Consider the following 17,434-nt stretch of genomic DNA (forward strand, 5'->3'; position numbering starts at 1 on the left):
ATAATTTAATCAAATTCCATTATTATTAAAGGAAAGTAGTTATGCCTTGCTCTACAAACTTCATTACCCATTGCGGGAAAAATCCTAGTAGAATAACCCCTGAAGCAATGATAACCATTGGTATCAACATGTTTGCCGGTGCTTTATCCATCACCAAGATATTCTCTCTTTCTTGACTTTTCTTTAAAAAGGCACTGATAATAATTGGTAGGTAGTACATAGCATTTAAAAAACTACTAACTAAAATCATAAATACAAATATTGGTTTCCCAGCATCTAATGCAGCGATACATAGGTACCACTTACTCATAAATCCATTAAACCCTGGAATACCTATCATAGATAAGGCTCCTACAGTAAATACCCCCATTGTAATAGGCATTTGGTAGCCAATCCCTTGGAATTCCCTTATGTCTCTTTTATGAGTTTGTAAAATGATGGCCCCTGCACTTAAGAATAAAGCAGATTTCATCAGAGCATGAGTTGTAATGTGAAACATAGAAGCTGCAAAGCCTTTATCACTAATTAGTCCAATTCCCAGGATCATATATCCAACCTGAGCAACACTGGAGTATGCTAATATCTTCTTTATGTCCTTTTGTCCAATAGCAAAGATGGATCCCATAATCATACCTACTACTGCTAAAGGCGGCAGGATATTATGTAGACCTATGTCCTTGATAATATCTATTCCCACTACTTTAAAAAGAAACTTCATCAATGAAAACACATAAACCTTGAGTACCATTCCTGATAAAATAGCACTTGCTGGAGAAGGCGCACTGGAATGAGCATCTGGCAGCCAAAAGTGCAATGGAAAAACAGCGGCTTTTATGGCAAACCCTACTAAAATCACCACGATAGCAAAGGTAAGGATTGCAGAGTTATCACCCCATTGTGCCTGAAGTGGCGCTAAGATATCTCCCATAATAAAGGTATTGGTATAAACGTATAGTAAGCTGATACCTAAAAGCATACTTAAACCACCAACAACCCCCATATAGATGTACCTATTTCCAGCCTTCAAAGCATCTCCAGTTTGGTTATGGGCTACTAAGAAATAACAGCTTAAGTACATGATTTCGAAAAATAGGAACATAGTAAGTAAATCATTGGCCATTAATGCTCCTGTCACCCCCCCATAGGTAACTAGGAACCAAAAATAAAATCGATTTCGATTGTTCTCTTCTAGAATCATATAGTTATGACCATAAATCATGGCCATCAACCATAGCAAAGCTGCTGCTAAAACCATCAATAAGGTTAGTTGATCCACCCTCAGGTTTACCCCAAAGGCTAAAACACTGGGTAGGTCCATAATGATTGGTGTCTTCAATGCTTGAGGAAACATTGATAAAATCAGTAAAAATACTGCAAAGATAATATTGATAATAAACATATCCCGATAGTTTTCTGATTTTGATCCAATCAATACACTCAACGGCGCTGCTACAAATACTAATATAACCATTACTGTTGGCGTATATCTAAAGCTGGTTACTGCATTTAATAGGATCGTCCCCGCTTCAGTAGTCATCAATGCATAAGCACCAGCTATAAAAGCGACAGCAAATAATATAAAGATACTATTCATGTAAAATATATCTAGTTCTTTGTTAATTTCTTGATTATCGATTGCAGATTTATCCTGATGGTGTTGTGTAGCCCCCTGATTGTTCCCCATCTTAATCCTCCTCCATTCCTATTGAATAGATGTAACAATGAATCAATAAAATCCTTCCCTTATTCCCCTAAGAATCAATTTTTTCATTTTTCTCTTTGTTTTCTCTATCTATTTTATTTACTTTTTGATTTACCATAATTCCCATGGCTAATACAAATACAACTAAGCCAATGGTTATAATAAAATTAATAACACCTTGGGCATTTGATTTGATGTCATGGATATTTACTTTAGCTACAACATACCAATCCCATGGCTCAAAATACTGGAACTTTGCTAGCGTGGCATTATTATCCAACTGAAATTCCATGGAACCATGTTTTATATCAAAAATATCCTGTACATACCCATACTCCGCAATGTTCTCTCCCTGCATCGTTGGATGATAGAGTAAATCTCCACTGGAATCCATGATATAGAGATGGCCTGTTTGCCCTATTTTTACATTGCTAAATATTCCTTCCAGCTTTTCGTCTATTTCTGGTACCCCTGCATAAAGCATACCAGTTACATTATTGTTTGCATCCAGTAATGGCTTATAGGCTGTAATGTACCAGTTGTTTACTACCCAAGCCCTAGAGTAGTAAGGCTCTTTATTAATAACTGATTGATAAACCGGTGAATCAGCATCAATCACTGTTCCAATAGCTCTTGCTCCGTCTTCCATTCTTACATTGGTACTTACCCGTACAAATTTATTATCATTTAACACAAATACTGTAGATGTTCCACCCATTAATTCCTTGAGCTCATCAACAAATGTATTGTCCTCTGTTAAATTCAATTCTCCCGCATATAGGGTTGGTACAGTATATTCTCCTACTGTAACTAGGTTGCTTCTGTCAATTGCTATATCTCCGTATTCTTCAATTAATAGTTTCATGGATACATTTAAATTATTTGTTATCTGCTCTTGGATTAATTCCTGTCTCATGTCAATTAAAGTATAGATGGAATCCACAGCAAATTGTATTTTTTCTTCTTCTTGCCTCAATAGAGTCTCCTGTGAATGATTGATGGCGAAGAAACCTAATATCCCTGTAGTAACAACAATAAGCAGTATATAGGTAATGATTATTTTTGTTCTTAGCTTCATTATATATCCCCCTTACACATTTTACTAGAAAAATTTATTTATAAACTAGTATGTTGCAGTAGTACATATAGTACCATGCATAGCATATACGCATATATTACTACATCATATTTAACCAAAGATAAGTCGTATTTGTTCAATACTCCATTGTGTAATGATTCTATTCCTCTATAGAAGGGTCTGAATAAAGTTTTTTCTATATTTAACCAGGTTGGCAGTTTGATATGGAACAAATCATATTTAACCCCTATAATAAAGAGTACCCCTCCCAATAGATATACCTTTAATGCCTTCATTAGCTCATTTATGTGGAAGAAATCCATATTGTTAATATATCTTTCAATAAACTCAGCATCAAAGTTTAAGCCTTGTGCTGCAGGAATTAGAAAATTGTTTAGGATGAAATTAGGAGCGATTCCTATTATGATTATTAACAAAGCCAATCCTGACATTGCAAAACACATCAATAAGTGATCTCCCTTTATATCCTTCTGGATTTCATTAGGTTTTTTTAGAAAAACAAAACCAAATAGCTTAATGAAGGAGCAAACCGTTCCTGCACTTGCAATGGTAAATATCACTTCTGCATACTTAAAGGAATAATGTCCATATACATAAGCCTCATCTATAGCGTGATGGAGAATACTTTTACTGGCAAACCCATTAAACAAAGGCATTCCTGTAATTCCTAGTGCAGCTATTAAACAAAGTGCTGCAGTAAAAGGCATTTTCCTCCATAAGCCCCCTAGTTTATACATATCTATTTCTTTTGTTCTTAAATACACCACCCCCGCCACCATAAACAATAGTGACTTGAAAAGTGTATGATTAAAAATATGGTAAAAGCTTCCTACAAAACCCATAGCTCCCTTATACCCCAGGTAAGTAGCTACGCCTATCCCCATAATAATGTAGCCCATCTGACTTATACTGTGATAAGCCAGCATTTTTTTAATGTTCCCCTGCTGTAATGCCATGAAAACTCCCACCAGCATGGTGATAATTCCTAACCATATCATCACTGCTCCTATATTTCTAGAAATATACCATAGGGATTGTTGGTATCCTTGTACTGCATCAATACTTGGAGTAAATAGGGTAGAAAACACCCTCACTAAGCCATATGCACCTATTTTGATCATAACCCCCGAAGAAATTACATTTACCGGTGTTACTGTTACAACATAGGTCTTTGGAAGCCATATGTGGAAGGGAAGCATTCCTGCCTTCATACCAAAGCCTATTAGAAACAAAACAGCAATGATATATTTCTCTCCTGACAATTGACTTAGTTCATAGGCAGCTGGCATAAAACCTGTGACTCCAGTATAAACCTTTGTTAAAATCATGGCCAGTAGTACACAAAGACCTCCTCCTATTCCCATGAAAATATATACATTACCTGCAGAAATAGATTCCTTTGATGTCTTGTGTACAACTAAAAAATAGGATGAAATGGTCATCATTTCGAAAAATAGAAACATGGTAAAAAAATCATTGGCTAGGATCGTCCCAAGTATACTGCTAAAGGTGACATTAAGCCAAAAATTAAACTTTTTTTGGTTATCCTCCTGCTGCATATATACAGAAGCATAAATCACCGTCATTAGCCATAAAATTCCCGTCATCACCAACAGAAAGTAGCTTATTATATTTAGTTGGAAATTTAGACCCGTTCCTAAGACCTTCGCTAACTCATAGTGAACATCTCCCTCCAGCACCTGGGGGTATAAACCTACTATAATTAAGTAGGTGATACAGGTACCGATGATTGTAACTAAATTTTTTCCTCTAGACCATTTAGAATCTATATATAAGCTTAAGGCTGCCGCTAATAAAGGGAGTCCTATTATCCATAATAAGATTGACTGAAAATTAACTATTTCCCTGGCAAATGTGGCAATGACACTACTCTCTTCTAAGAAACTAGTAGAATAACCAATGATGCCCAATAAACCAAGAATAAATGCTAATAGTGTTATTATTATCGTACTATTAAACAGTATCCCGTCAGATGTTACTTTTACCTCAGATGTTTTGTACTGATACATAATAAGCCCCCTTATTCAATTAGAAACAGTATGTTAACTAGTTTAAAGTCAAAAATGTTGGTGCCACTTGCTCAATTGCATTCATTACCAGCTGTGGGAAAAGACCCATAATCACACAACTGACTCCAATAACTACCATTGGAAAAATCATTGATTTTGGTATAGCATCCAAAACCATAATATTTTTTCTTTCTTTACTTTCTTTTAAGAAGGCCGCTATTACTATTGGCAAGTAATAAATAGCGTTCAAAAAGCTGCTGGCTAATATAACAAACAAGAAGAATGGTTTATCTGCCGCTAACACAGCAAAGCTTAGATATATTTTACTCATAAATCCATTAATCCCTGGTATTCCTATCATACCCAATACGGATATAGTGAAAACTCCCATAGTGATTGGCATTTCATAGCCTATACCATCTAATTCTCTAATATCTCTTTTTCCTTTATTATAAATAATCGCTCCAGCACTTAGGAATAGACCTGTTTTCATTAAAGCATGAGATATAATATGGAATAAAGCCGCGGAAAATCCTTGTGCTGTTGCTAATCCTAAGCCTAAAAAGATATAGCCGATTTGCGCAACACTGGAATATGCCAGCAGTCTTTTGATATCTTTTTGTCCTATAGCAAAAATCGATCCCATAATCATACTTAAAGCAGCAAAATAGGTAATATAGGTTGGAACGTCTAATGCAATAACAATATCCTGTCCAATCATTCTAAAGAGAATCTTTGCTGCACAGAAAATATAAACCTTTACAACTAACCCTGATAAAAGTGCACTTGAAGGTGTAGGGGCTGTAGAATGAGCATCTGGCAACCAAATATGCAATGGGAATAAAGCTGCTTTAATGCTTAAGCCAGTAATCATAAATCCTAAAGATACTAATATATTGATTGGATAGCTCTGCCACACTTCTGCAATTACCTTACCTACCTCTCCCATATTCAAATGGCCTGTTACCATGTATAGCAGTGCAATCCCTAGTAATACTGATAGAGAGCCTATGGTGTTAAGCATTAAGTATCTAAAGGAAGCAAGGAAGTTTTCCTTCTTTCTTTTGATAGAAATAATGCCACAGGATGTAAGAGATAAAATCTCCATAAATACATACATATTAAATAAATCATTTGTGTATGTTATTCCTACCATGCAAAATAGTAGGATGTACACCAAAATATAGTAACTTCCAAACTGCTGTAGGGGAATTTCATGCTCCATATCCCTTATGGAGTAGACGACAATCAAACCTGCAATTGTTAAAATAACAAAGGCCATGATAGCTGAAAACTCATCTATCATCAATTGTACCCCTATCGTCTCTGTCCAGCTTCCAAAATTATAAACATGTGGTCCATGATTGAATACATTAATCAATGACCCTAGAGAAAAGAGCCACGCTCCTACTAGTGCTGCAATGATGAAAGTCTTCATAAATCCGTCAAAATTCTTTCTCATAATAGGTATAGCTACTGCAGCAGCTAATAAAATAATTAAACTATAAATTGGAAAATGTATACTACTCATTGGTCTGCCCACTCCTTGCTTCCATAATTTCGTCCATATCCAAGGTGCCATAAGCTTCATATAGCTTTATTATTAAGCTTAATGCATAGGCCGTTATACTTACCGCTACAACAATCCCCGTAAGGATTAAAGCCGATGGTAGTGGATTAACATAAACATGGTTTCCTGATGCTTCTACTATTGGTGCTCTTCCTCCTGTTACGTATCCAACGGAAACAAAAAACAAAAATATTGATGTTTCTATAATGTTAATTCCTATAACCTTCTTTAACAAATTAGAGTGGGTTAGAACAGTATATAGGCCTATTACAAATAATATAGCTGATGCTACATAATTGATATGCTCTATTATTGATTTTAATATACTCACAGTTAGTCCTCCTCAATAATAGTGTGAAACAGAGTAATCATGGTACTGGCAACCTTGGCTCCAATTCCTAATGTTACTAAAGGAATGAGTCCTGCATTAAACAGCATCGATAGATTCCCCATATAAAACCCTGCATCCCTATTGGTTAAAAAGTTGCCTCCAGCAAAAATCCCTATTAAGCCCAGTGCCAGGAACCAAAGGATGGCGCCGGATTCAAGAATAGCTCCAACATGGTGAGGCATTTTCTTAGCAGCATCCTTATAGCCAAAAGCTAAAGTGTATAGTATTAGACTTGCTCCTAATATCGCTCCTCCAGAAAAACCTCCTCCTGGAGAGATGTGTCCGTGTAATACAATATAGATACCATATACCTGTATAAAAGGAATAATTATTCTGGTTATTGTTTTAACAATTAAATCATCCATTTAATGTTTCACCTTCTCTTTATTAGAATCATCATGTAGAACTCTTAAAACCGATGCAGCTGCCGCTATAGCGGTGAAGAGTACCACAGTTTCCCCTACTGTATCAAAAGCGCGATAATCCGTGATAATAGCTGCTATTACATTGGGAGCATTGGTATCCTCAACAGCATTATCTAAATAATAATGTGTGGTATCATTGTATGAAGGATTTTCTATACTTCCCAAAACAGGCATCTCCAAAAAGCTAGATAGTAGTAGGATCAATAGCCCTGTTAAGACAACAATTGCTAGTATCTTCTTCACTATTCCATCCTCCTCGTTCTACTAATTACTCCTATAAATAGGATTGCTGTTACACCGGCACCAATAGCTGCCTCTGTTAAAGCTATATCTGGTGCCTTCATAAATAACCAAAGCACCGCCATTACTAAGCCATAAGCAGCATAAATAATAACTGCTCCTAATAAATCCTTTGTCCGTTCCACTGCGATAGCGCAAACAATTAGAAATATAACTAAAACCACGTTCAATAATTGCATTTAACTTCACCCCTTCTCAACCGAAGATTGTTTCTCTAAGTTAGCATTTTGTTTATTATATTCGGCTTTAGCAATAATGTGGGCAGCAGTGGGATTGGTCATCCAAATAAAGCCAATGATTAACAATAGTTTAACACTGATAATGTGGAAACCTTGGTTTACCACTAAAGCCAATAAAGCTAATCCTGCCCCCAAAGTATCACATTTAGTGGTGGCATGCATTCTTGTAAAAGCATCTGGCATCCGGACAAGTCCTACGGTTCCTACTAGAAAAAAGAATCCACTACTTATAAGCAAAAATATCGTTAAGCCGTTCTGAATATATTGCAATTTATTTCACTCCTTAAAAAAGTTTACCTTTTTCAATATATTTCGAAACACAAACAGTTGCAACAAAACCCATCATTGCATAGATTAGAGCAACATCTACAAAAGCTTCTTGATTTGTAGTAACGGCCAATATAGCAATCAAAATAGCAACTTTTGTTGAAATAACATTAATAGCTACTACTCTGTCAGCTGCAGTTGGACCATCATATGCCTTATATAAACTAAAGAAGGCAAGGACAGCTAGAAAAACAGCCATAGCTGTAAGCGCATTAAAAATCATTTTGTGTCTCCCTCCATTTTACTTACATATTCTTCAATAAAAGAACCCTCCATTGATGCTGCTGCACTCTCTGTTAGAGCATGAATGATAAACTCATCATCTGTAATATCTACCGTTAAAGTCCCTGGTGTTAATGTTACAGAGTTTCCATAAATAACTTTATTCACATCATTTTTTAACATCATTGGCACCCTGATAAATGAAGGTTTAATCGGCATAGCAGGATTTAATACAATAATAGCTACTTCAATATTTGCCTTTACGATTTCTATTAGCAGTGTAGCTAAAAACCTTACGAAAATCTTTAGTTTTTTCAGAGAATACAATGGCATTTCCTTATCTCCAAAAATAATATCCTGAGAATAAAGAACTACCATGGAACAAGCTATTGCTCCTACCATTATTGTTTCGATCGTCAATTCAGGAGCAAGAACAAACCAAAACAATAAGAGTAGAGTGAATAAACATACATTTTTTTTATTGACCCATGATTTCTTACCTTCCATTTCTTTACACCTCTAATCAATATGACTTTTCATTTATTGAAAAACATCCGAAAGATTAATAATTTTTTGTCAATCTTTCCAGAATTTAGTAAAAAAAATAAATAATAACAAAAATATTTGTTGGCAAAAACAGTTCATCCTTAGCCTAATATAGCACTAAATCCTTGTTTTTGCAACAAAATGTTTGTTGATCTATTTTTTTCTATATTCTTGACTTTGTTAAATATTTAATAATGTAGTGATTATCTTTGATGACAGGTTTTGCTATAAAACAATTTTCAATTTTATGCATTAAGTCCCATAAATTTTAACCTATGCCAATCATCACCACCACATATATTATGAAGCTGTATCGTTAAGCTTTGCTACTTCCTCAGTTAATTGTAAAGATCTAGAGGATATTTCCTCACTCTCTGCTGTTGCTTCAGTGATAACATCAAAAATTTCACTATATTTATTGTTAATATCTATAGTTTTTTGATTAATTACCTCTACCTCTTGAGCAATTTCACTTAAGAATTTTCTTATTTCCTCCGTACCTACATTGGATTCAATGGCTAGCTTACGTATTTCTTCCGCCAAAACAGCGAAGCCTTTTCCTGCCTCTCCTGCTCTTGCTGCCTCTATAGCTGCATTTAAAGCTAACAGATTTGTTTGCTTTGCAATTTTTGAGATTTCTTGAATAATATCCTGAGATTGATTAGAAATTTCAGATATACTATTGGTAAAATCCTTTAATACCATGATTTCCTGTGCCATAGTCTGTGATCTTTCCGTAATATCCACAAGCTCATTGGTCAAGGTACTATTTGCGTTTTGGATATTATTCATATTGTCCTCAATAACCTTGCTCAATTCTTTGTTTCTGTTTTGATTTTCTTCTATCATTGCGTATTGTTCATTTACCTTTTCTAATGTAGATGCAATCTCTTCATTCTGTGATTCTATTTCTTTATGCTCTTCTGCTAATTCAGCTGTAGTATAGTAATGGCAATTGGTCAACTTGTTCAGTCCATTGAATATAGCCACTGCCATTTTTCCACATTCTCCGTATCCACAGCTTTGACAATTGATTTTTTTATCTTCCTCTGTGTATTTATGCATAGATCTAAAGGTGTCATTTAATTCCTTCTCAGTTGGAGTTTTTACATCATATAAATTACTCTTATCATCGTATTTCCTGGAAAAATCTAATTGCTTTTTATCAACTTCCTTATAAAAATCCTTTAAAACTGTTTCCTCGCTCTTTTTACCAAGTAATCCCTTTGTTTTTTGATGCTTTTTCTTTTGTTCTTCTTGTCTTTCGTTCATAAGCTTATCTATTTGATAGTGAGATAATTCACAGGCTGATGCCGGTCCTTTGTTACAGCCGTGCTCACAATTCAATATATCTATAAGTACTGCCGTCTCTCCCCTTTTGATGTCCTTCTCTAATTCATCAAAGTATTCATTATAGACTGTCTCGACTCCCTCTACCCTTGTAACATCATAAGGCTTCAAGTCTACATTAAAACGCTTAAAAGTTTCCGTTAATCCCCCTGGTTGACTGTATAATACAGCCCTTTCCGCCTCAATGCCATCAAAGTCTGTATCCACTAACCCCTCTATTCTCATACCTTTATTTTGAAAATAATCCTTTAAAGCATGATAGGTTACATTATAGGTAATGTGTCCTTTTGTATTTTGATCCCGAAACTCTCTTCTTTTAGCAGAGCACGGTCCAATAAAGGCAATTTTAGCATCCTTATACTCCTCCAGTGAATGTACCCATACAGCAGTATCTAAAGCTGGTGAATGAGTAGGTGCCAAATACTTCATCAAATGTGGACGATATATTTCTATATAGGATACAATTGCAGGACAAGGCTGAGCAATAATTGGTTGATTTGCCCCTTTTTTATAGGCCTTCAAATACTCATAGGTGGTAATCTCTGCTCCTAAGCTTACATCAAAAACTGCTGTAACCCCCATTTGCTTTAGGGCAGTAATTACTTTTTTAAGCTTTTTAGGAAAGCTTACCGCCGCTGCTGGAGCTATAATAGCTACAACCTTTTGTTTTTTGTTCAATGCATCTAAAAAATCTGGTAAATCATCAATCCTTTTCCGAGCATGATGTCCTGCATCTTCACAGGCAATAATACAATGGCCACATCCAATACAAAAATCTGAATTGATGGTAACAAAATCTCCCGAGCCATCGTTACAGTACTTTACTGGACAAACCGCAATACATTTTTGACAATTGACGCATTTTTCCTTCTCCACATCAATTACTGGGATGATATATTTTCCTTTTTCCATCAGGATCCCCCCTAATTTTCATCTGTATATTCCTGGTATTCCTTTGTAGTTAAAGCACTTTTAACAGTTACCCCCTCTAATCTCCCTAGCTTTCCTGTTAAAGCACCTATTTCGTCCGTTGTACCTTCTACAATGATGGAAATGACAGATATTTTCCTTTTTTTATAAGGTATTCCCATTCGCCCGACAATAATAGATGCGTATTGCCCAAGGAAATAGTTTACCTTATCTGCTGAAGCATCTAGAGAGTCAATTACAATGCCAATGACACCTATTCTTTTATGCTTCATTCGACATCCCTCCCCTCTTTATAGAGTCTGTATATTTCTATTATACACTATATAAGAGGTTATTTATATATCAGCATGCCTAATTATGCATAAAAGTGCTTAATATGTCGAAATATATCTAAGAGCTAAAGGGTTATCCCTTTAGCTCTTTAGGTTTTATACTGTTGCTTCAGCAGCCTTCTTGCTTCTATCAACATAGTGTGTATGCAATAGGTGATGAGCCTTGTGGCCTCCTGGTTCTCCTAGATAATCTTTGTAAATTTTTTGTACTTCTGTGTTTTCATGAGATCTTCTTACTGGGTTACCAGCATCACTTGCGTAGATTCCTTCCATACGCTGTTGTTTTACTGCATTGTCATCTGGTAGTGGTGCTCCACCTCCACCGATACATCCTGTAGGACAACCCATAATCTCGATAAAGTGATAGCCACTGTCTCCTGCTGCTACTTTATCCATTAATTTCTTCGCATTGCCTGTTCCACTGGCAATTGCAACTTTTACCTTCATGCCAGCTACTTCCAGCTCTGCTTCTTTAACGCCTTCTAATCCTCTTACTGCTGTGTAGTCAATTGTATCGATGTCTCCTTCTGTTAGAATCCATACAACTGTTCTTAGTGCAGCCTCCATAACACCACCAGTGTTGGCGAAGATTCTTGCAGCTCCAGTACCTTCTCCCATTAGTTGGTCAAAGCCTTCATCTTCTAATTGTAGTAAATTAATTCCTTCTAATTTAAATAGTTTTGCTAATTCTCTTGTAGTTAATACTACATCTACATCTTGGATACCATTTTGACTCATTTCTGGTCTATTAGCTTCGAATTTCTTTGCTGTACATGGCATAATAGATAGATGGAAGATATCCTTTGGATCCAAGCCAGCTGTTTCTGGGTAATAGGATTTTGCTAAGGCACCAAACATTTGTTGTGGTGACTTACAGCTTGATAGGTTATCTAGTAATTGTGGATATTGATGCTCGATATATTTAATCCAGCCTGGTGAACAGGAAGTTAGCAGTGGTAAAGTTCCACCTTCTTTTACTCTGTGTAAAAACTCTGTACCTTCCTCCATAATGGTTAAGTCAGCTGTAAAGTCTGTATCAAATACCTTCGCTACACCTAGTTTTCTAAAGGCAGCTGGAATTTTGCCTGTTACGTCTGCACCTGGAGCTGTACCAAACTCCTCACCTAATGTGTTTTTGATAGCTGGTGCCATCTGTACTACTACATGCTTATTTGGATCTCTTAATGCCGCCATAGCTTTATGAATTTCATTTTTCTCTGTTAATGCACCTACTGGACATACTTTGATACATTGTCCGCAGTTGATACAATCTGTCTCAGAAATGGGTACATTGGCTTTTGTTGTGATGTATACGTCATCTGCTGTTTCAACTTTTTCGTATACGCCGATACCTTGGATATCTTCACACATTCTTACACATTTTTCACATGCGATACATTTGTCCATATCTCTTGTTAGGGCAAAGCTAGATACGTCTAACCCTCTATTTGGAACATTTCTTTCTTTAGGGTTTACTTCATAGTAGTAAGCTTGGTTTTGTAATTCACAGTCGCCACCAACTCTTTCACAGGTTAGACAGTCATTTGGATGTTTTTCTAGAATTGTTGTTAATGCTTCTTTTCTTGAAGCAATAACTGCATCGTTATCTGTATCGATTACCATACCTGCTTTTATTTCTGTTTCACAGGATTTTACTAGCTCAGCTTCTCCTGCTACTTGAACTACACAAAGGTTACATACTCCACCTGGCTTTAGGTCAGGATGGTAGCATAGGGTTGGTATATTAATGCCGGCTTCTTTACAAACTTCTAATATGGTTTTTCCTTCTGCAACCGTCATTGGCTTATTGTTTATCGTTACATTAATTCCAGACATTTATGTTCCTCCTTTATAAAATATATAGGTACCCGTTCTTTATTCTAAGCCTACAAACTAGGCTTTTAAGTCAGATATTTTTAGAAGGGAGATCAAGACCAAGCTGTCTTGATCTCTTTCCTTCAGTATTAAGCTAATTTTTCTACCTTAACACCAGTTACCTTTAATCCAGGAATCTTACATAATGGATCTAATTCGTCTGCATTGGTCAACACGTTAGCACCAGATGCCCAATGGAATGGTATAAACACTACATTTTCACCTACGATATCGCTTACTCTAGCTTGAGTAGTAATGCTTCCTCTTCTAGAGGTTACCTTCACTGTATCACCATCTGCGATACCCTTGGCTGCTGCTAAGGCAGGATTGATTTCAACGTAGTGACCAGGCGCTACTTTGTTAATACCTTCAGTTCTATCTGTCATGGTAGTAGTATGGTATTGATATAGAATACGTCCAGTTGTCATAACCAATGGATATTCTTCACTGGATAATTCTGAAGACTCTACCCACTCTACAGCCTTGAATAATCCTTTACCTCTTGCAGGTTTACCAATGTGTAGTATCGGAGTTCCAGGATGATCTTCTGTAGGACATGGCCATGGAATACCGCCTTTTTCAATTCTAGCATAAGTAAGACCAGCGTATTGTGGTGTTACTGTTCTAATTTCTTCGAAGATTTCCTCTGCATTATTGTAGCTAGCTTCATAGCCTACTCTGTTCATAAGCTCTACAAAGATCTCCCAGTCTGCCTTAGCTTCGCCTGGAGCCTCAACAGCCTTTCTTACTCTTTGAACAGTTCTATCACTATTGGTAAAGGTACCATCCTTCTCAGCAAAGGCAGCCGCTGGGAATACTACATCAGCTAGCTCAGCTGTTTCTGTTAAGAATAGATCCTGTACTACTAAGAAAGCTTTCTCTAATGATTCCTTAACATGAGCTGTATCTGGGTCAGAAACCATTGGGTTTTCTCCCATGATATAAAGCATCTTCACATCCCCATGATGTGCAGCTGGTATTGCCTGAGTCATAGTGTATCCTGGTTGATCAGATAGTTTTGCTCCCCATGCCTTTTCAAATTTAGCTACGGCATCTGGATTTGTTACTAACTGATAACCTGGGAAGAATACGTTTAATGCTCCCATATCACAGGCGCCTTGTACATTATTTTGTCCTCTTAATGGGTTTAATCCGCCACCTTTTTTACCTAGGTTGCCAGTTGCCATAACAAGGTTGTTTAATGTCATTACAGTTTCTGTACCATTAACATGTTGAGTAATACCCATACAGTATAGAATGGTAGCTACTCCTGCACCACCGTATATTCTAGCTGCCTTACGGATATCTTCTGCATCTACTCCACAGATAGCTGCTGAATATTCTGGAGTGTATTTTTTCACAGTTTCTGCTACTGCTTCAAAATCTTCTGTTACGTTTGCGATATATTCTTTGTCCTCTAAACCTTCTTCAAGGATTACATTTAACATAGCGTTGTGTAATGCTACACTTGTTCCTGGTTTAATTTTTAGGAATACATCAGCATCCTTTGCCAATGGTATCTCTCTAGGATCTGCTACAATCAGTTTTGCTCCCTTTCTGATTGCCTGTCTAACCTGAGCACCGATTACTGGATGGTTTTCTGTTGTGTTAGAACCTGTTATAAAGATTGCTTCTGCATCTTTAAATTCTGTTATGCTATTTGTCATAGCACCACTGCCTAATGTAGTTGCAAGACCTACAACTGTGGAGCTATGTCAGAGGCGTGCGCAGTGGTCAATATTGTTTGTACCAATAGCAGCTCTCATAAATTTGTTCATCATATAGTTATCTTCAGTTAATGCTCTTGCTGATGAGAAAGCAGCTATAGCATTTGGACCATTTTCAGCTTTGACTTCTTTTACTTTATTGGCTACTATATCTAAAGCTTCTTCCCATGTAGATTCTTCTAATTTACCATTTTTTCTTACCAATGGCTTTGTTAATCTATCTGGATGTCCTACAAAGTTGAAGGCAAATTTACCCTTAACACATAGTAATCCCTCATTAGATTTACCCATTGCTGGCTTAACATCTACAATCTTGTTATCCTTGGTTAATAACTCTAATTGACACCCAACTCCACAGTAGGAACATGTGGTTTGAGTAGCCTTTGTTTCCCAATATCTAAACTTTTCTTTAGATTTAGGCATTAAAGCTCCCACTGGACATATGGATACACAGTTTCCACAGGACACACACTCAGATTCCTCTAAGGACATACCAAATGGTGGAGAAACTTTTGTAGAAGCTCCTCTTTCTACCATAGAAATAGCGTCTGTATTTTGAAGCTCATTACATACTCTCACACACTTACCACAGGAGATACATTTATTTGGATCACTGTAGTAGAATGGATTTGACTCATCGATTGGTTGAACTGTAGTTGGTGCTGTATAAGCAGGCTCTTTGATTTCATACTTGTAGCATAGATCTTGTAATGTACATGTGCCTGACTTAGAACATGTTAAACAGTCCATTGGATGTTTTGATAATAAAAGATTTAATATTTCTTTTCTAGCTTCTACTACTGAAGGGCTTTCTGTCCAGATGCTCATTCCTTCTTCTGCAGGTGTTGTACATGCAGTTGGTAGATTAATTTTGCCTTCTACTTCAACTGTACAGATTCTGCAAGCTCCATCTGGCTTCAATCTTGGGTCATTACAGAAAGTCGGAATCTCGATACCTATTTTACTAGCTGCTTGTAAAACAGTTGTACCTTCTTCCACTTGGACAGGACGTCCATTGATCTTAAGGTTAATCATCTTCTCAACATCCTTTCTCTTAATTTAAAGTTATATTGCTAATTATAAAATTCGTTGAGGTAATTAATTTAGTAATAGCTATCTATAGTTAAACTGCTATTTAAGGTAACTATTACTTAAAACCTCAACGATAATTGCTTAAACAGTTTTGGCCTACTGTTGATTTATTCATACTATATCAAAAGTATAAAAATAAAAAAAATGTCAATAATCCATACTGGTAATATATGCGCTTTTTTCCCTTAACTAAAACAAGTTTTTTGTTTAATATTTCATTTATGAGGTATATATAAGTATAATTGAGTTTTTTTATGTTTCACTGCTTTAATGCAGAAAAGCACAGGATTACAAGAAAAATATAGGTTGTTGAAGGTTGATTAATATCATTATTGTACATATATTTATACTTGTCTATATATTTTAGAAAAATATATAAATTCATTATATGATAGAAGTTTATATGATATAACCATTATTTGAGGTTGAATAAAATCATAGATAGATATTTATGTTTTATCAACATAACCAACAAGCTATATTAGTTAACAGGCTTTACATCAGTCTCTTTTTCTCCTGCTGTGTTGGGCTTTGAAGCCATGGCATAGGCTTTCTTCATACCCATCCAAACTAGACAAGCTATTGCACCTACTACCCCTAGTCTACCACCAACGCCAGGGTAAGCGCTTAATGTTACAATAAATAAGATTCCATTAATCAATCCTATGATTGCCATTTCAGATAGGTTCTTAGCGTTTTTCGCTGCCACCATACCTGCATATCCAGCACAGGTTGCCATAACCGCCAAAGTACCACCAATAGTTGGAACAAAATGTGGCAAGAAAAGTCCTGCTGTCAAAGTAACAATTGCTGAACCAAAAACTGCTCCTTTACCTAATCCATTACTAATGTAATAGGCTATCATACCAGCAATTACTGATGTTAATATAATTGCAAAATTATCCATTGTTTCCCTCCTAACCTATTAAATTTGCTAAAAATCTAGTTATTTGTACTGAAAGTGCCGCTGTGGTTCCACCTTTTCCACCAACACCAGCATAGATTTCTCCTGTGAAAACCAATACAATCCCAACTACTACGCCACCTAAAGCGGCTACACCCATAGAAGGAATAACAGCTAACCCTGACATACCAACAAAGGATGCTGCATAAGCTGCTCCCGCTAAAGGACCTGGTAAAAATATTGCTGCTAAAACCCCTACCAATCCATTGGCTACTAGTGCTCCATATCCCATTTCATGGTTAATGTACCAAGTAATAACTACTGCAAAAAAACCACACAAAAACGTTTGCATTTGTGCCTTTGTCATTCTTTC

Annotated in this window: 17 protein-coding genes; all 17 read right to left on the minus strand. The window is 36.2% G+C overall.

The window, feature by feature from the left end:
• Positions 1-25: 25 nt before the first annotated feature.
• Complete coding sequence (locus BMX10_RS06225; RefSeq protein ID WP_090441031.1) at positions 26-1,684, minus strand: complex I subunit 5 family protein; 1,659 nt, start codon at positions 1,682-1,684, stop codon at positions 26-28.
• A gap of 67 nt (positions 1,685-1,751) precedes the next feature.
• Positions 1,752-2,780 (minus strand): Cache 3/Cache 2 fusion domain-containing protein, encoded by a 1,029-nt coding sequence (locus BMX10_RS06230; RefSeq protein ID WP_090441035.1) that lies wholly within the window; start codon positions 2,778-2,780, stop codon positions 1,752-1,754.
• Between the two features lie 38 nt (positions 2,781-2,818).
• Positions 2,819-4,831 carry a complex I subunit 5 family protein gene (locus BMX10_RS06235; RefSeq protein WP_090441038.1) on the minus strand — a complete coding sequence of 671 codons (2,013 nt, stop codon included), beginning with the start codon at positions 4,829-4,831 and terminating at the stop codon, positions 2,819-2,821.
• A gap of 37 nt (positions 4,832-4,868) precedes the next feature.
• The gene (locus BMX10_RS06240; RefSeq protein WP_170834714.1) at positions 4,869-6,362 is read right to left on the minus strand and encodes a complex I subunit 5 family protein; all 1,494 of its coding nucleotides are present in this window, start codon (positions 6,360-6,362) and stop codon (positions 4,869-4,871) included.
• The gene (locus BMX10_RS06245) at positions 6,355-6,732 is read right to left on the minus strand and encodes a cation:proton antiporter subunit C (RefSeq protein ID WP_090441043.1); all 378 of its coding nucleotides are present in this window, start codon (positions 6,730-6,732) and stop codon (positions 6,355-6,357) included. The genes BMX10_RS06240 and BMX10_RS06245 overlap by 8 nt, the downstream gene beginning before the upstream one ends.
• Positions 6,733-6,734: 2 nt before the next feature.
• Complete coding sequence (locus tag BMX10_RS06250; protein WP_090441046.1) at positions 6,735-7,157, minus strand: MnhB domain-containing protein; 423 nt, start codon at positions 7,155-7,157, stop codon at positions 6,735-6,737.
• On the minus strand, positions 7,158-7,460 hold the full coding sequence (gene mbhE, locus BMX10_RS06255; RefSeq protein ID WP_090441050.1) for a hydrogen gas-evolving membrane-bound hydrogenase subunit E: 303 nt from the start codon (positions 7,458-7,460) through the stop codon (positions 7,158-7,160).
• Complete coding sequence (locus tag BMX10_RS06260) at positions 7,460-7,696, minus strand: hydrogenase subunit MbhD domain-containing protein (protein WP_090441054.1); 237 nt, start codon at positions 7,694-7,696, stop codon at positions 7,460-7,462. Before BMX10_RS06260 ends, mbhE begins: the two co-directional genes overlap by 1 nt.
• A gap of 6 nt (positions 7,697-7,702) precedes the next feature.
• Positions 7,703-8,026 carry a monovalent cation/H(+) antiporter subunit G gene (gene mnhG / locus BMX10_RS06265; RefSeq protein ID WP_244272652.1) on the minus strand — a complete coding sequence of 108 codons (324 nt, stop codon included), beginning with the start codon at positions 8,024-8,026 and terminating at the stop codon, positions 7,703-7,705.
• Positions 8,027-8,039: 13 nt separating this feature from the next.
• Positions 8,040-8,306 (minus strand): MrpF/PhaF family protein, encoded by a 267-nt coding sequence (locus tag BMX10_RS06270; protein WP_090441057.1) that lies wholly within the window; start codon positions 8,304-8,306, stop codon positions 8,040-8,042.
• Positions 8,303-8,812, minus strand: a complete 510-nt coding sequence (locus tag BMX10_RS06275; protein ID WP_090441060.1) for a Na+/H+ antiporter subunit E — start codon at positions 8,810-8,812, stop codon at positions 8,303-8,305. Before BMX10_RS06275 ends, BMX10_RS06270 begins: the two co-directional genes overlap by 4 nt.
• 339 nt (positions 8,813-9,151) lie before the next feature.
• A complete protein-coding gene (locus BMX10_RS06280; protein WP_090441063.1) occupies positions 9,152-11,113 on the minus strand; it encodes a [Fe-Fe] hydrogenase large subunit C-terminal domain-containing protein in 1,962 nt (653 codons plus the stop codon).
• Between the two features lie 11 nt (positions 11,114-11,124).
• A complete protein-coding gene (locus tag BMX10_RS06285; RefSeq protein WP_090441067.1) occupies positions 11,125-11,403 on the minus strand; it encodes a TM1266 family iron-only hydrogenase system putative regulator in 279 nt (92 codons plus the stop codon).
• 156 nt (positions 11,404-11,559) lie between these two features.
• On the minus strand, positions 11,560-13,299 hold the full coding sequence (locus BMX10_RS06290; protein WP_090441070.1) for an NADH-dependent [FeFe] hydrogenase, group A6: 1,740 nt from the start codon (positions 13,297-13,299) through the stop codon (positions 11,560-11,562).
• 128 nt (positions 13,300-13,427) lie between these two features.
• Entirely contained in the window at positions 13,428-16,100 is a 2,673-nt protein-coding gene (gene fdhF, locus BMX10_RS06295; protein ID WP_090441073.1) for a formate dehydrogenase subunit alpha, read from the minus strand.
• A gap of 538 nt (positions 16,101-16,638) precedes the next feature.
• On the minus strand, positions 16,639-17,064 hold the full coding sequence (locus BMX10_RS06300; RefSeq protein ID WP_090441076.1) for a hypothetical protein: 426 nt from the start codon (positions 17,062-17,064) through the stop codon (positions 16,639-16,641).
• A 10-nt stretch (positions 17,065-17,074) separates the two neighbouring features.
• A complete protein-coding gene (locus BMX10_RS06305; RefSeq protein WP_090441082.1) occupies positions 17,075-17,428 on the minus strand; it encodes a hypothetical protein in 354 nt (117 codons plus the stop codon).
• Between the last annotated feature and the right edge of the window lie 6 nt (positions 17,429-17,434).

Source organism: Natronincola peptidivorans (genome assembly GCF_900111615.1).
In the GTDB taxonomy this organism is placed as follows: domain Bacteria; phylum Bacillota; class Clostridia; order Peptostreptococcales; family Natronincolaceae; genus Natronincola_A; species Natronincola_A peptidivorans.

Coding starts and splice junctions, on each gene's coding strand:
- BMX10_RS06285 (WP_090441067.1), bottom strand. CDS start 11,403: ATGAAGCATAAAAGAATAGGTGTCATTGGCATTGTAATTGACTCTCTA.
- BMX10_RS06275 (WP_090441060.1), bottom strand. CDS start 8,812: ATGGAAGGTAAGAAATCATGGGTCAATAAAAAAAATGTATGTTTATTC.
- BMX10_RS06230 (WP_090441035.1), bottom strand. CDS start 2,780: ATGAAGCTAAGAACAAAAATAATCATTACCTATATACTGCTTATTGTT.
- BMX10_RS06260 (WP_090441054.1), bottom strand. CDS start 7,696: ATGCAATTATTGAACGTGGTTTTAGTTATATTTCTAATTGTTTGCGCT.
- BMX10_RS06290 (WP_090441070.1), bottom strand. CDS start 13,299: ATGTCTGGAATTAATGTAACGATAAACAATAAGCCAATGACGGTTGCA.
- BMX10_RS06225 (WP_090441031.1), bottom strand. CDS start 1,684: ATGGGGAACAATCAGGGGGCTACACAACACCATCAGGATAAATCTGCA.
- BMX10_RS06270 (WP_090441057.1), bottom strand. CDS start 8,306: ATGATTTTTAATGCGCTTACAGCTATGGCTGTTTTTCTAGCTGTCCTT.
- BMX10_RS06305 (WP_090441082.1), bottom strand. CDS start 17,428: ATGACAAAGGCACAAATGCAAACGTTTTTGTGTGGTTTTTTTGCAGTA.
- BMX10_RS06300 (WP_090441076.1), bottom strand. CDS start 17,064: ATGGATAATTTTGCAATTATATTAACATCAGTAATTGCTGGTATGATA.
- BMX10_RS06235 (WP_090441038.1), bottom strand. CDS start 4,831: ATGTATCAGTACAAAACATCTGAGGTAAAAGTAACATCTGACGGGATA.
- BMX10_RS06250 (WP_090441046.1), bottom strand. CDS start 7,157: ATGGATGATTTAATTGTTAAAACAATAACCAGAATAATTATTCCTTTT.
- BMX10_RS06240 (WP_170834714.1), bottom strand. CDS start 6,362: ATGAGTAGTATACATTTTCCAATTTATAGTTTAATTATTTTATTAGCT.
- BMX10_RS06280 (WP_090441063.1), bottom strand. CDS start 11,113: ATGGAAAAAGGAAAATATATCATCCCAGTAATTGATGTGGAGAAGGAA.